The sequence below is a fragment of the Thermostilla marina genome, from assembly GCF_054657455.1.
Genome location: NZ_BAAHYR010000001.1, coordinates 1 through 15,270, shown reverse-complemented (window position 1 = coordinate 15,270; position 15,270 = coordinate 1). Strand labels below are relative to the sequence as shown.

Annotated in this window: 9 protein-coding genes; all 9 read right to left on the bottom strand. The window is 58.9% G+C overall.

What is annotated here, in order from left to right:
- Positions 1-418 precede the first annotated feature (418 nt).
- Positions 419-3,640, bottom strand: a complete 3,222-nt coding sequence (locus tag ACYQ2I_RS00045; RefSeq protein ID WP_460164936.1) for a glycosyl hydrolase — start codon at positions 3,638-3,640, stop codon at positions 419-421.
- A 60-nt stretch (positions 3,641-3,700) separates the two neighbouring features.
- A complete protein-coding gene (locus ACYQ2I_RS00040; RefSeq protein WP_460164935.1) occupies positions 3,701-4,867 on the bottom strand; it encodes a hypothetical protein in 1,167 nt (388 codons plus the stop codon).
- A 560-nt stretch (positions 4,868-5,427) separates the two neighbouring features.
- Positions 5,428-6,780: a Gfo/Idh/MocA family protein gene (locus ACYQ2I_RS00035; protein ID WP_460164934.1), complete on the bottom strand. Its 1,353-nt coding sequence runs from the start codon at positions 6,778-6,780 to the stop codon at positions 5,428-5,430.
- A gap of 409 nt (positions 6,781-7,189) precedes the next feature.
- The gene (locus tag ACYQ2I_RS00030) at positions 7,190-8,851 is read right to left on the bottom strand and encodes an FAD-dependent oxidoreductase (RefSeq protein ID WP_460164933.1); all 1,662 of its coding nucleotides are present in this window, start codon (positions 8,849-8,851) and stop codon (positions 7,190-7,192) included.
- A 298-nt stretch (positions 8,852-9,149) separates the two neighbouring features.
- Complete coding sequence (locus ACYQ2I_RS00025; RefSeq protein ID WP_460164932.1) at positions 9,150-10,283, bottom strand: mandelate racemase/muconate lactonizing enzyme family protein; 1,134 nt, start codon at positions 10,281-10,283, stop codon at positions 9,150-9,152.
- A 45-nt stretch (positions 10,284-10,328) separates the two neighbouring features.
- On the bottom strand, positions 10,329-11,564 hold the full coding sequence (locus ACYQ2I_RS00020; protein ID WP_460164931.1) for a DUF362 domain-containing protein: 1,236 nt from the start codon (positions 11,562-11,564) through the stop codon (positions 10,329-10,331).
- Positions 11,565-11,681: 117 nt separating this feature from the next.
- Entirely contained in the window at positions 11,682-13,142 is a 1,461-nt protein-coding gene (gene aldA / locus ACYQ2I_RS00015) for an aldehyde dehydrogenase (RefSeq protein ID WP_460164930.1), read from the bottom strand.
- Between the two features lie 52 nt (positions 13,143-13,194).
- Positions 13,195-14,244 (bottom strand): aldose epimerase family protein, encoded by a 1,050-nt coding sequence (locus ACYQ2I_RS00010; RefSeq protein ID WP_460164929.1) that lies wholly within the window; start codon positions 14,242-14,244, stop codon positions 13,195-13,197.
- A gap of 17 nt (positions 14,245-14,261) precedes the next feature.
- Positions 14,262-15,270, bottom strand: a 1,009-nt coding sequence (locus ACYQ2I_RS00005) for an L-rhamnose/proton symporter RhaT (protein WP_460164928.1), incomplete at its 5' end; no start/stop codon positions are given.

Genomic DNA, 15,270 nt, shown 5'->3' with positions numbered 1-15,270 from the left:
AAGCAAAACCTGTTCCCCTTAAAAAAGGGGGGGCGAATGAGAAACCGTCGCCCCAAATGTGCCGCCATACCGGTGTGCCTGCGGGAGCAAGGGCAACCGCGGCACACCCTGCCTGACTGCGCTTCCCGCGGAGCCTGACTCGCGTTGGTTGTCCTTTCTATTTTGTCGTTGCGGCTACCTGTCTTTACAAAAATTTAATATTCGCCCGATTGGGCCACATGTTCGGCTTCTTGACACCGGTTTGGCAATATTCCACCTTGCGCGGCCCAAACCGCCGCCCGGCCTTATTCGAACTCAAACGATCCCCAACACCGGCTTGTGCTATTGGCTGGTAAGCACATCTCCCGGGGCCGCGGCCATCCCCGTCACAGTGCACAGAATCGTCAGAAATGAATAGCCCCCTTTTGTCATTTCCTTTTCACTTCGGGCGCTGCTCCGACTTCTTCGCTAGTTCTTTGAAGTACGGCGGTTCGCGATGCCAGCCGTAGGATAGAAAGTCCGGGTTGCGACTGAAAACAAACAGATCCCGCGCAATTTGCTCGACGATCGGATCTGCATTTTTCGAGCGCGTGATCAAGGAGATGGGGCCTAACAGCCCCGACGGTCGTAATGGATCGTCTTTGTCATAATATCGGTTGGTTGTAAATGTTTTGCGCCCTTGCTGCGGACGGGGCTTGTTGTTTTCAAACCATTTCGGCAGGACCCGCAACAGTCCATCGGAGGAAAATCCAATGTCATCCGGGTATTGTTCATCGCCGATCAAGCGGTTACCCCACAAATTGGCGACGCGGATTTCGAGTTCGTTTGTGCCGGATTTCAGCGCGTCGGTGATATCGGTCAAAAACGGCGGTTTCCATTCAATCTCAACTTCTTTGCCGTTTACGAACACCGTTGCAATGACCTCAACCGCGCCCAAATCGAGCCAAATCTGCTCGCCCTTGTTCTTTTCCACGCTGATCGTCTTTTTGTAGATGCCCGTCCCGGAGAAATAGCGAAGCAGTTCATCCGAACTTTCGTTCCACGGATAAAGCGTTTCGAATTTCCGTGGCTCGGGTGCGCCGGCGCCATCGAACGACACCATCCAGTCGCGATCGAGTGAGCAGACTGTTACCGGTTCGATCTTCTCCGCGATGCTTTTCCCGTCCGCGGTCTCGATTTTCAGCACGCCACCGGTCTTGAAGAATTTCCTGGTCTCGGCAAGAGGATTTATTCGTTCGGCCGTAGAAAGCACAGCGCTCTCATTGAGTGAAACAGAGATGACTGGCGCAGCTTGCGTCTTTTCGCGAAACACCACAAAATAGGCACCCGCCGGATCGAAGAGCATCGGGACGATGGTGCGCCCGTCTTTCTCTTCGTAAACGGAACATCTTTCGATGCGCCCGCTGTCGGGATACCAGAACTCCGGCTGTTTTCCCGCAATGCGGAAACTGAGCAAAGCCGAAGCCGGTGTTTCCAACGAGCTTGCCACAAAAAAGATATCGGCTTCCAGCGTGTAGCGGTGGATATAAGTCAGTGGAAGTTTCGCGCGATACGAAGACTGCGCCTCGGTTTTCCCTTCGGCATCTACGATTACGTCGGGTTCGACCCCCAGCTTGCGGAGAACTTCAAGGGGATCCTGCGTCCAATAGAGTTTTCCCTTGCCATAGGTGACTTCGGTCACACTTTTCCCATCCAGGCCCTGCCACACTTGGGCGACGATGTCGGTCACTTCTTTCTTACTCGCCGGATAATTCTCCAGGCCGAGCGACGTTTTCGGGATACTCGACACCACGAGATGAGCCCCGTCGGCGACGAGCTTTTGGATTCTTCTGAGAAGCGGCACGGAAATCTCGTCGATTCTTGGCAGAACAAGGATATGGTACTTCATGCCCGACGGCGTACGGATCATTCCGTCTTCAACAAACAGTTGATCCCGAACTAGTCTCGCACTAGCGAGGTCAAAATCGTATCCAAGCGGCAACGAAGGACGCGTGCTCAGTTCCAGACCGGGTATGACTTCGGGAGTCATGAACAGCGCCTCGGCCTGGAACATTCCCTGCTGCAACATAAACTGGCAGCGCGCCTGATATTTGTGCCACGCGCCTCCCTGCTCCCACCAAGTGTTATGGCGACTGTACTGTGATCCCCAGTTTTTGAAGACCATACCGGGTTTATGTACTGCTTTATCGTCCCACGGTTGCAGCGGACAACAATGGAACCCCAGTTGATTGATTCCGCTGGAATACGCGTAATCGGCGAGCCATTTGTAAGTCCAAGGATAATGAACCCACGCTGCTTCCCATTTTCCTGCGGGGAACGCCTCCGACGTCACTGTTTTGCCTCCAAGCACATGGGCGGCCGAAGCAGCCCACTTGCCCTCTTTGTAGGCGCGTCCCGGGCTGTTTCCGTGCCAGAACGTGGCGGTCGGATATCCAATCGTCTCGACAATTTCCATCCCGTCAAAAGCGGCGCGGGAAAACGGTTCCGCACCGAACTTCATGCCGTGCTGCTCGCACAGCTCCACCAGATAGCCGTAGAAATTATCGCGGATACAGTCGGCAATCGTGCGGCGGAAATCGTAGAGAAACCGCTCCGACACGTCGACGCTTTCCACGATTCGGCCGGTCAGAACCGGCAGGAACGGGTAGAGGCTGTATCCGCGCCGCTTTTCAAACTCCGCCGGCAGCACCGGCGACCAGTTCTGCCCGTCCGCTTCCCAACTGTCGACGGCAAAGTACGTGAGGTTTTCTCCGGGTTTCACGCCAGGCATTTCCAAGAGCGGGTTGCAAAGGCTGTCGAAATGCAGCTTCACCGCTTCGCGGCTGAGCTTGTCAGCTTCGAGGCCGCGCGTTTCCTCGTTGCCCGGCCGCGTGCAGGCGCCCGTACTGGCTGCCCCCATCCGCAAAATCGTCCACGTTCCCGCCGGTACCTCCCAACGGAGCCTTCCGTTTTCGTCCATCTTGTCCGTCAGATCAATCACTTTGCTCAGCGGGATAATGTCTCTTGCCGCAACCGAATCCGGCGGTGTTTTCTTCAAGACCGACTCGTTTTCATCGCGGTGCTCTCGCATCCCTTTTTTGATGTCCAGCGACGTGATTTGATCTGCCGCCACGTGCGGCACGGCAAACACTTTGATGTCTTTGTAGTACCCGACGTCATCCAGCTTCAACGTGCCGGTTTTGATCGGACCATCGTCCGGCTTTTCTAGAATAATGGAGACCGTGCCCGGCCCGCTCACTTCGGTTTCGCTCCAGACGACGTACTGCATACTCATTTCGGGCGGAATCCAGGGGCCGCCGATCCCGGAGAACCCTTCGGTCATATTCATCGAAAGCTGAAGACCGAGCCGACTCGCTTCGCGCAGGGAGTGCGCTGCAATTGCGTACCATTCGGGCGAGGCGAAGCGGACCGGTCCTTCGGGGCCGCCCACGTTGAAAATCTTGGCGCCACCGAGTCCCACGCGCGCCATCGCTTCGAGTTCCGCGGTGGCAGCCTCCTTGCTGATCCATCCGTTACACCATTCCCACAGTACGATGGAGCTGTATTCACCAGGCGGGTCGACAAACTGCTCAGCCAGCCCGCCCTTGTCCGCGGCATGGAGCGGAAGAACCTGCACCGAAACAATGACCGACAAACAAATCGAACTGATCCAGCTTCTCATGTGTTTCTCCGGAAGTGTCGCTCAGCAGCAAAAGCGTGCAAGCGATCCCTCTGTTCGTCATCATTCTGCGGATTTCATTTTCATGTTTTCCTTGATGAACTCCTTCGCCAAGTACATGAAGCTGTAGGGTTGGTCCTCGGGCAGGTCCTTCTCGGGATGTTTGTACCAGGATTGGATTGTGCCCAGGTCCGGGGTCAGGTCGTGGGCTTTCGCCGCTCTGAGGCACTTCATCACGTTCTCGCAAAACAGTTTGTCCGACTGGTTGCCTCCGGTGTGATCGTTGAACAGAAAGAAGAACTCAATTCCCTGCTCACGGCAAAAAGTCTCCATTGCCTTCATTTTCTCCCAACCATTTGTCGTCTGCTCGATACGCTCGTAAGAGTATTCCGGTTGGAAGATATCTAGTCGTGTCCCTTTCGCCTTGCACGCCTCGATAACGTCGAGCAGCAACCTTTTCAGATCACCGTTGTCCTTCTGCGGATTCTCTGCCGGAAAACGCTCCTTGTCTTCCCAGTGGAAGCGGAAAGCTGCTTCAATCATTCCGACCTTGAGCTTCGGATATTTCTTCTTGATGCCGGCCACATATTCTGCGTACTTCTCTACAGCCTGCTCGTAGGTCCAATTGTAAGCACCCTTCGTAGCCTTGTTATACTGGGATTTAATAAAGACGTTGTCCGTGACGATGAAGTCAACGCGCCCACCGGCTCTGGTGATCGGATCCAGGATGCGTTTTGCGGTTTCGGCGTGGCCATGCCGGATACCCACCTCTACGGCAATCCCAATATCTCTCGCGGCAATGCTCTGCACCACCCGTTCCAGAAGTTCCGGTTGATCCCTGGCCATCCAGCTGATGGCCGTGGAGTAAAACTTGAAGTGGGAAATGTTCTCAGACACAAATCGCCACTGGCCCGTCTTGTTGAGGAACAGGTCCTCAACGCGGCGGACGAATTCATCTTGCTTCCCGGCCGCCGGATCCGGTACGAGTCGCGGGCAGATGGCGACCTGCATGGATGTTTCTTTTTCGTCGGCATGCAGGTGTGTGATGCGCCCAGAGGTAACGAGGGCGTACTCGTCAGACGGAGTCACGAACTGGGCATGAAGGCTGCTCGTTCCTTCTGCATCGAGTGGGCTCCTCGGAAGACTCTGTGCGTGCGCCGTGGCGATGCAGAGCAGGAAAATGCCGGGACAAACGACTTTGATTGTGCTCATGTTGGTGGCGACTCCCATGTCGACGAATCGTTCTGCTGCGTTCAGAAGCGCGAAGCACGAGCGGGTCTGTGTGCGTCTGAAATACTATTGCGCCGTTCTTGGAAATGAACAAAAAAAGCGTTAGCAGCCCGTTGCAAAATCTCTCTGCAGGCTGCGGCTGATTATCGAGAATAGCGACACAAAGCGGCGAGGAGCAAATTTTTCGACCAAGTTTCTGACGGCACGATGCGCGGACGCAGAAGAAGGCTTCGACAGCCAACGTTTCTCATCTGCCCGTGGCCATTCCGTCTTGCGCGGTCCAAGCGGCCGCCGGGCCTTATTCCACTTCACACAATTTCCAAGCCCGGCTTGTGCAATGCGCTGTTATCATTCCCGTGAAAGCCGAGGTCTCCATCCCCCTGGTCGTCCGTCATGATGAGCAGAACGTTCGGCCGCGGCGCTGCTGCACCCGTACCAACCATTACCGAAACCGACAACCAAATGCACGCCGGCGACAAAACGGAACGCCTCAGAAGGCCTCCCACGGTTTGAAAATCGGGTAAAAAGGTGATCAAGGCAAGCAATCGCGAAATCAGAAATCATACTTCCAGTTTCCACGGTGCTCGGTACGGCTTGGTTACCAGCCCGTTCGCCTCCTCGTCACCAACCACCTGCTCGTTTTCGCCATCCCACTGAATGCTGCGGCCGACCTGCCAGGAGATGTTCATCAGATGGCCGAGGTTACTCGCATACTGGCCCGTCTGGGCATCCGTCTCGGGATTCTTGCGGTCCCGGATGTTTTCCAGGAAGACCTCCAAATGCCGGAACTCGTCATCCGCTGACAAGATTTCCTCTTCTTCGCCGAGCAGGTAACCGGCCTGCGTCTGGGTGGCCTTGCCTTTGGCCTCAGGCGCGATGGAAATGCGACTGCGATCGACGAGCATCGTCGCCTCGGTACCATAAAAGCACTTGGCGTGGGAGCGGCGGACACGGCGCGAGCCGAGCCGCATGCTGTACTGCAGAACGAACCCGTGTTTGGCCACCGGTCCCGGACCGAACTCGATTATCCCACTGAACGTGTTGGGCCACTCGAAATTGTCTTGATAGGCAAACTGCCCACCCATGGCCGAAACGGTCGTCGGATACTGAACCCCCATGGCCCACAGCACAATGTCGAAGTGATGGACACCCCAGGCGACTTGATGGCCACCGCCAGACAGCTTGAACCAGTCGTAGCCGTAGTTGTAGTAGATATTGGGATTGTACGGCTGCATCGGCGCGGGGCCGACGTAGAAGTCCCAATCCAATTCTGCGGGGGGATCGCAATTGTCCGGGAAGCCACGCCCGGGTGCCCAGTACGTGTGATCCCAAACCTCGACCATCGAGATGTCACCCAGTCGGCCGGACTGGATGATGTCCACCGCCTTCCGATAGTGTTCCATGCTGTGCTGCTGAGTACCGATCTGCACAATCCGATTGTATTTCTTCGCCGCTTTGATCAGGTACTGACCCTCGCCGATAGAGTTGCCAACCGGTTTCTCGCAGTAAACGTCTTTACCGGCCTGGCAGGCAGCGACCGCGATCGGCACGTGCCAGTGGGCTTGGGTGGCCACGATCACCGCGTCGATGTCCTTGTCGTCCAGCAGTTTGCGGAAATCATGGTAGGCCGCGACCTTGTCCCCACCCGCCTTCTCGCGAACGTGGGCCAGCCGCGTCGAATTCACGTCGCACACGGCGACCATCCGCACGCCGGGTAATTCCATAAAGTGAGGCATCACTTGATTGCCACCTCGGGCGCCACAGCCGATCAAAGCCATGTTGATCGTGTCGTTCGGTCCAGGACTGGCCGATGCACCGGCGGAGTACAGGCTCGCTCCCGCCCACGCCGCGGTCGCTCCGGCTACGGTAGTGCCGAGGAACTCGCGTCGATTGGTTTGTTTCGGTGAAGACATCTTTTTTCCTTTCGATAATGACAGCGTCAACAGCCCGTTGCAAAACCTCTGCACAGACCGCGGCTGATTGTAGAGAATAGCCGCACGAAACGTTGAGAAACAAGCTTTTTCGACCGCGTTTCTGACGGCACGATGCGCGAACGCAGAAAAAGGCTTCGACAGCCGATGCTGTTTATCCGCCGGGTTGAAAGCTCTGAAACGCCGACGTTGCTTCGACGTTCGCGGGAAACAGCTTCAGCGGAAGCAATCGGAGATTTGCGAGCGGACGTTCGCGCACGTCTGCGATACCGGCGGCAGCCGTCGGGTATGGCGGCGAGAGCCGACGCAAGTCGAAACCGGGTGGGGCAGGCGAAACAGAGCCCCGCCTGACCGCCGAGCATTGGTGCGGATTCCCACGCCGATCGGCAACTCACTTCTTATAGTGCAAGACTTGACCCTCGGAAAGCAAGCGCGTTCGCAGTTCCTCGTAATCGATCGCCTGGACCGGAATGCCGTGGTCGATCGCCAAGTCGGCGGCTGCCGCGGCCGATTGCCCTAGGATCATGAACACCGGCTCCATCCGCACCGAGCCGTAGGCCACGTGTGTCGCCGAGACACACACCGGCACCAACAGGTTCTCGCACTCTTTTCGCTGCGGCACGAGCGATCCGTAGGCGATTTCGTAAGGTTCCGCCAATCGCACCCCCAGGTCGCCTTCGTTTTGCACGTACCCTTCGGGCGTCACGTATCGCTGGACGTTGTGCGAATCGATCGAGTACGATCCCATGCCGACCGATTGCGGCGTCTCGCGACGGCCCATCAAGTCATGCTCGGTGAGCACGTACGCGCCGACCATCCGCCGTGCCTCGCGAATATAAAGTTGGTGCGGCCAGTTTCCGTTGTCGGTGAATTCGTCGGCGGCCAGGCCCCATTCTTGCATCGCACTGCGGACATCTTCCGGCACTCGCGGATCATTCGCCAAAAAATAGAACAGCCCCTTTTGATAGGTCTCATGTTCTGCGACGATCTCGCGCCGGCGGGCATAGTCGGCGTCGGGATAGTCGTAGTTGTAACCGATGTTGTCGCTGCTGAACGGCCCGTGGTTGTTCGTGTCGGTCTTGCGGTTCGGAATGGGATCGAACTTATGAAACACTTCACGCCATCCGGCCTGCAAGATGCGCAACAGCAGTTCGTATTGACCGGGATCGTAATTTTCGGGCTTGGGGAACGGTACGCGATTCTCGGGATGGTTCGTCAAGCACAGGCGGAAACAATATGCCTGCACACGGTGATCGCCTTGGCCGATTTCGCCGGGTGGATCGGGACTGATGCGCGGCAACAAGCCGCTGGTCGGATCGCCCGGAATGCGGTAGGCGCTGATCGGCGTCTTCAGCACGCCGAAATGATGTCGATGGTGCAAAATTTCGGTGTGGACGCCCGCGTACTTCTCGCCGTACTCGTCGCGACCTTCACGTCCGACACGGTAGCGCACGCCCGCGGCCGCCATCAAATCGCCTTCGTAGGTCGCATCGATGAACACCTTTCCGCGAAAGACGGAACCGTCGAGCATGGCGATTTCGACGATGCGCCCGTCACGTTTGACGACGCCTTTTTCGCGGTCGAGCCATTTGTCGCGGTAGACGGGAATATCGTATTCGGCGACCCATGCATCGAAGATCGATTCGGCCACGTGCGGTTCAAAGATCCACATCGTGCGCAACGTACCGTCGACGGCCGGCGTTCCTTGACCGCGGTTGCCGTATTCTTCGGGCTTTTGCCACTTCCACGCTTCGGGCTTTTGGTAATGGAGCCACACGCGATGATAGAATTCGCGTGCCAGGCCGCCGATGACGGCCTTGTTGCCGGTATCCGTCCATCCTAAACCGCCGCTGGAAAGTCCTCCCAGGTGTCGATCGGGACCGACGATGACGACCGACCGGCCCGAGCGTGCCGCTTCGACCGCGGCGGTCACTCCGGCCGATGTGCCGCCGTACACGACGATATCGGCGGAAACCTCGACCGGCTCGGCGGCCGCAGGCATGAACGGTACCAAGACGAACATCAACATCGACCACAGTGCGATGCGCGGCATAGGGGGACGCTCCGTTTCCAGCTTTGTCAGGGGGGCAACAACTCATGTTTTGGGGCGGATGGGGTACCATCGCGGCAACCGCAGACGATCGGCTTCCGCCCGCCCGGGGCTTCCATCGTATGCTACAATGGCGGTGCCTGCCAAGTTTTCGAGGAACGGAAGCCCCCGCCGATCCAAGAAACGCACGACGCCGCCGACTTGCAGGACTGAGCCGTCGGCGGCGCCGCACGAAAACCGTTGCCTTCGGTGGTTCCGGCGGGCAGGAATTCGCCGAAACCGGCAACACCCCTGTTCGAGATCACGGAGCGTATTTTTCAAACAGCGATTCGTTTACCTCGATGCCCAAGCCGGGCGTGTCGGGCGCCGAGACGAATCCGTCTTCCGCCAGGAAGACGTCGCCCAGCAACTCGCGTCGCAGGGCGTACGACCCGCCGCTGGTGATGTACTCGGCGGCCAGCGTGTTGGGAATCGCAGTCAGCAAGTGGATGCTTGCCGCGGTGCCGATCGTCGCGTGGATGTGCGGCGCCACGGGAATGTTCCAGGCCGAGGCCATATCGGCGATCTTTTTCGTCTCGGTGATGCCGCCTGCGTGGATCACGTCGGGCTGCACGATGTTTACCGCCCGGCGGGCGATCACTTCGCGAAACTCGTAGCGGGTGTAATAGTTTTCGCCCGCGGCGATAGGAACGGCCACCGCCTTCACCAGGTCGGCCATCGCGTCGAGGTCGTCGATCGGCAACGGCTCTTCGAGGAAGGTCAGATCGAAGGCCTCCAGCTCGTGCGCGATCTTGACCACGTCGTGGTACGAGTAGCTCTGGTTCGCGTCGACCATGATGCCCAACTCGGGGCCCAATGCCTTGCGGACGGTTTCGAGGTTCGCCAGGTCTTGCTTACGTCCGAAGCCGACCTTCATCTTCACGCCTTGAAAGCCTTGGTCGGCGTACGACTTGGCTTCTTCGGCGCATTCGTCGGGGGTGAGGGGGCGGCCTTCCTTGCCGAAAAAGCCGCTGGCGTAAGCGGGAATCTTCTCATGGACTTTACCGCCGAGTAGACGATACACCGGCTGTCCGAGCAGCTTGCCGGCCAGGTCCCACAAAGCGATGTCGATGCCGGCGACGGCGCTGACGATCGCACCTTTGCGGCCTAGTGCGTAGGAAGACGTCCCACGACCGAGCATCTTCTCGTACAGCCGTTCACGGTCGAATACGCTCTCGCCGACGACCAGATGGCGCAGCTTGTGATCGACCATCGCTTTGAAGATCGGCAGTCCGCCGCCGTGGATCGGTCCGATCTCGCCGTAACCGGCGGTGCCGTCATCGGCGATCACCTTGACGATGACGGTGTTCCAACTGTCCCACACCCCCGTCGCGTCGCGGGCGGGGGTTTCCAACGGAAAGGCAATCGGAAATGCCTGAACGTCGCGTATTTTCATCGAAGTTCCTCGCAGAGTACGAAAGAGCCGGATTCGAAAGGGCCGTCAGCGTGACGAATCGTCTTCGTCCCGCATGTGTTTTTCGAAGGCGCGGGCGATCTGGATGCTCGGCAGCGGCGGGCAGCCCGCAATGAACGTCCCCTCGATGTCGGCTTCCTTGGCGCAATCGCCGATGATGTAGACGTTCTTGTATTCCTTCCGCGGCAGCGGCGCGTTGTGTCCGATGACGACGCAGATGTCTTCCAGCTTGTCGAGTTTGCCTTCGTAGCCCAATCGCTTGATCGCGGCGCCCACCTGGGCCAGGCAGAAGCGGCACGCTCCGCCTGCGAACACGCGCACGTTCTTCGCGGCGCCGATCGGGTTCCAGATTTGCGGGCGTTTGAAGTAGCGTCGAACCTCGTCGATCGATTCGCCGTGCACGTCGATCCGGTCGAGATCGCCGATCCCGATTCCTTCACTGTGTCCCAATCGCGTAATCGGCACCTCGAACGGTTCGATCCCCATGATCGCCGAGCAGACGGCATCGACGGCGACGACGTCGGCCGAGGCGACAACCAGGCCCATTTCGACCGGGTCGGTGTAGATCGGCCCGTAGTTCTCGCCGCAAATCAAGCCGTCGACCAAGGTGAGCTTGGGCGGACATGCCCGCAAAATGTCGACCATCTTCCACGGGAAGGCCTCGTTGTGGTAATTCACCTTGTCGTCGACGTGGAAGACGCCCTGCATCGCCTTCATGCCGACGGTGATTTCCGTCTGGCAGTGCGTCTTCAGTTTGGGGACGCTGATGAAGGCGTCGGATTCGACCAGTGACCGCGGCAGGCGGATGTGATCGTACAGTTCGCCTCCGGGAACAGGCACATCGACGAAATCTTCTTCGTCCCAACCGAGGATCTCGCCGCCCGCCCGTTGCACGACGGCATCGAGTCCCGCCGCTTGGAAGGCTTTCCGCGGGCCGGAATGATCGTGCTTGAGATTGACCGACTTGCCCTCGGCTACCCGTACACGTTCGACGCCGAAGTCCTTGAGCAAGCCGACCAGCGCCTCGAGTATGCGCGGGTCGGTGATCACCGAGCCGCCGGTCGTTTCGAACGGAACCTCGACCAGGTTCGGCTTGACGACGACTTGTTTCGCCCCGCCGATCAGCGATTCGAAACCGCCCAAGAACGAAACGGCGCGGTCGATCGCGTCACGACACGCGGCGACATCTTTCGCGGAATAATCAAACGGTGATTCTTCGACCGCCGCTTTCACGATGGAAACGGCGGAACGTGATTCGGACATGATTTCGATCCTCGCTGAAACGCAAACAAGTACGTCGGCAAACGACTCTCGATCGAACGGCAACACCCCCGTTACACGGTGCCGACGAGGGGGCCTTTCGTCGTTCCCGCGATCGATTCAGCCGTACCGAACGTAGAAGGTCTTCTTTTGCAAGTAGTTTTCCAGGCCGTGCTTGCCGTCCTCACCGCCCACGCCGCTGAGTTTGAAACCGTTATGGAACCCTTGGCGTTGTTCGCCGATCGGGCGATTGACGTAGATTTCGCCGAAGTCGAGTTCGTCGACCAGGCGTTCGACGCGGCGCATGTCGTGCGTGAAGACGTAAGCCGCCAATCCGAAATCGCTGTCGTTCGCCAAGGCCAAGGCTTCGTCGAAGCTCGACACCTTGGCGATCGGCACGACGGGGCCGAAGATCTCGTCCCGCATCACGGCCATCTCGTTGCGGGCACCGATGAGGACCGTCGGTTCGTACCAAAATCCCTTTTGGAACATTTCGCCTTCGGGCCGCTTGCCGCCGCACACCAGCTCGCAGCCGTCGGCAACCGCCTGCCGGACCATCGCGTCGATCTTTTCGACCTCGTCGCGGGAAACCTTCGGGCCGATGTCGGTGGCAGGGTCGAACGGATCGCCGATCTTCAGCGACTTGACTTTCTCGACGTACTTCTCGACGAAAGCATCGTGGATCGCCTCGTGCAGATACATGCGTTCGTTGCACGTGCACACCTGCCCGCAGTTGAGAAAGCGGGACACGACCGCACACGACACGGCGTGATCGAGATCAGCGTCTTCCATCACGATGAAGGGCGCCTTGCCGCCCAATTCGAGTCGGACGGCGGTGATGTTCTCGGCCGCCAGGTGATACAGTTGCCGGCCGGTTTCGACGCTGCCGGTCATCGTGACCAGACGGGTGATCGGGTTCGAGACCAGTTCTTTGCCGATGGTGCTTCCGCCGCCGGTGACGATATTCAACACGCCGGGGGGAAGAAGATCTTCGGCCAGGCGTCCGATTTCCAGGGTGGCGATCGGCGTGATGGACGGCGGCTTGACGACCATCGTGTTCCCGGCGGTCAGCGACGGGCCGAACTTGCGCCCCGCCAACGCCACCGGGAAGTTCCATGCCGCCAACCCGACCGTCACACCGTAGGGAACGCGGTGAATCCAAATGTGTTCCTTCGGCTCGTCCGAGGGGACGATCTCGCCTTCGATCCGCCGGGCGCACTGGGCCGGAAAGGCAATGTAATCGACCGTCGCGTCGATTTCGCCCAAGGCCAGTTCGTAGGTCTTGCCTTGTTCCAAGGTCAGCAGTCGCGCGAGCTGTTCACGATTTCGGCGGATCCGGTCGGCCAGCTCCAAGAGCAGTTCGCCGCGTTTGCGGGCGGGAATCGCCGCCCACTTCGGTTGCGCGGCCTGTGCCGCTTCGAGGGCGCGACGACCGTCCTCGGCCGTACCGGCGGGCACCCGCGCGATCAGCGCCTCGTTCGCCGGGTTGATCACGTCGATCATCTCGCCCGACGACGAAGAAACCCACTCGCCGCCGATGAACATTTGGTAATGATCGATACCGTCGATCGTTTTCTTCATTGCGTTCCTCTCGCTTTCCTATGCTGAAACCGTGTGCACCGGCACGTGGTGCTCACGCCCAGGAGAGCCGGAAGACGGTCGTTTCGTCGTAGGTCGCGCCGGGTTCGAGAATCCCGTGCGGCCCGTCGGGCAGATTCGGCCCGTTGAGCAGCTTCGACGTTTCGCAGCAGAATGCCCGATATTGTCCAAACTGCGTGCCGTCTTCCCGCTTCAGTTCGTCCGACATGTAATGGCTGGTGTAGAACATCATGCCCGGCTCGGTCGTGGCGACTTCGAGCGTGCGTCCGCTCGTTTCCTCTTCGAAGCGGGCGACGGTGCGAAGTGTGCCGGCCGGTTCGCGAAAAATATAGAAATCCTCGAAGCCCATCGGCAGTCCGGCGAAACATTCCCGCAACTTGCGCGGCTTGCGCAGGTCGCGCGGCGTATCCGCGACTTGTTCCGTCTCGCCGACGGGAACGTTCGTTTCGTCGGGCACCATGCGCACGTCGGCTTCGACGAGCGCCGTGTGGTCGAGGATGTCGCTCGTAAATCCGTTCAGATTGAAGTACGTGTGATTGGTCAGCGACAAGGGCGTCTTCTTGTCGGTGGTTGCCGTATACCGAATACTCAAGGCGTTCGTGTTGTCGAGCCGGTATTCGACGGCCACCTCGACTCGCCCGGGATAGCCTTCATCGCCGTCCGGACTGACCAGCGAAAGCCGCACGGCGACGGCATCTTCCGATTTGAGCGGCTCGGCATCCCAAATTTTCTTGTCGAAGCCGACGATACCGCCGTGCAGATGGTTCGGACCGTCGTTGGTCGCGAGTTGGTACGTTTGCCCCTCGAGCGTGAAGCGGCCGTCCTTGATGCGGCCTGCGTAACGTCCCACGATGCAACCGTAGTAGGGGGCGTTCGTGCGATACGTGTCGCTGAAGTATCCCGCGAGTGTATCGAATCCGCAGACCACGTCGCCGCGGTTGCCCCGGGCATCGGGAACGACGATCGACGTTACGATGCCTCCGTAGTTCGTCAGCTTGACGGTCATACCGTTGTCGTTCTCGAGAACGAATAGCGAGACGGAACGACCGTCGACTTGTCCGAATTCCGATTGCGTCAGTTTCATGGCGTCCCTCCGTTGGTTCACTGGGCCGAAACGATCGTTTCAGCGGGGGCGACGTGGACCGAGACGGCGGCTTGTTCGACGGGTTCGGCGGGTGCGCTCTTGTTCAGCGCGTTCGCCCCGGCCAAGCACAGGATTCCGAGAATCATGCAGGCCAATCCGGCGAACAACCACGTCTTGGCCGCAGAAGAAGCCTTCTTCCACTCGCCGGTCGCCAACCCGCTCAACACCGCCACGCCCACGCAGGTCGTATTGAAAATGGCGTACCCGACCGTATCGCCCAGCCGGTCGCCCAGTCGATACGCGGCGTATGCAAAGACAGCCGAGGCCGCATAGTGGAAAAACGCCATGATGAAAATCAGCACGAAGTTGACCGGAAAATACGGCGTCTTGAATCCGCTCCAAGCCTTCTTGGCCGAAAGCTGCCATACGAAATAGATGGTCATGATCACGCCGCCGCTCAGGAAGATCGGCAGCATGATGGCCAAGGCGGCGACCCAATCGGGGTTGCCTGCCGCGGCGGTCAGTTCGGGAAGCTCGGGCTTGGCGATCGTGTTCGCTACACTGAAGCCGGTGGCCAACAAGCCGCCGAAGACGGCGATGAAAATACCGAGGGCCATCGACGCTTTTTTGGCTTCCCCTTCGGTGTTTTCGTCGGCCTTGTCTTCGGCATCCTTTGCGGCCGCTTCATCCTTTTCCCGCGTCAAACCGGCCTTGCCGTTGCAAATGATCCCCAGCAGCACGATCACGATTCCGGCCGCGGTCGCCGCCAAGGCGGGGCCGGCAGGTAATCCGGCGGCTCCCTTTTCCATCACGTTGATGACCAACGGCAAGATCGAACCGACGAGGATTACCGTGCCGATGAACAGCGAAAAGCCCAACGACATGCCGATGTGGGTGATCGCCTTACCCCACATCATCACGCCCAACCCCCAGGCCAAACTGGCCACGCACATCACCGCCAGCTTCCATTGCGGGAAGTCCGAGTAGACGCCGCCGATCCCCTTCATCAAGATCGCCGTAGCGGCG

Bases quoted from the DNA above. Each gene is read 5' to 3' on its own strand.
- ACYQ2I_RS00030 (WP_460164933.1), bottom strand. From the start codon at position 8,851: ATGCCGCGCATCGCACTGTGGTCGATGTTGATGTTCGTCTTGGTACCG.
- aldA (WP_460164930.1), bottom strand. From the start codon at position 13,142: ATGAAGAAAACGATCGACGGTATCGATCATTACCAAATGTTCATCGGC.
- ACYQ2I_RS00035 (WP_460164934.1), bottom strand. From the start codon at position 6,780: ATGTCTTCACCGAAACAAACCAATCGACGCGAGTTCCTCGGCACTACC.
- ACYQ2I_RS00020 (WP_460164931.1), bottom strand. From the start codon at position 11,564: ATGTCCGAATCACGTTCCGCCGTTTCCATCGTGAAAGCGGCGGTCGAA.
- ACYQ2I_RS00040 (WP_460164935.1), bottom strand. From the start codon at position 4,867: ATGGGAGTCGCCACCAACATGAGCACAATCAAAGTCGTTTGTCCCGGC.
- ACYQ2I_RS00025 (WP_460164932.1), bottom strand. From the start codon at position 10,283: ATGAAAATACGCGACGTTCAGGCATTTCCGATTGCCTTTCCGTTGGAA.
- ACYQ2I_RS00045 (WP_460164936.1), bottom strand. From the start codon at position 3,640: ATGAGAAGCTGGATCAGTTCGATTTGTTTGTCGGTCATTGTTTCGGTG.
- ACYQ2I_RS00010 (WP_460164929.1), bottom strand. From the start codon at position 14,244: ATGAAACTGACGCAATCGGAATTCGGACAAGTCGACGGTCGTTCCGTC.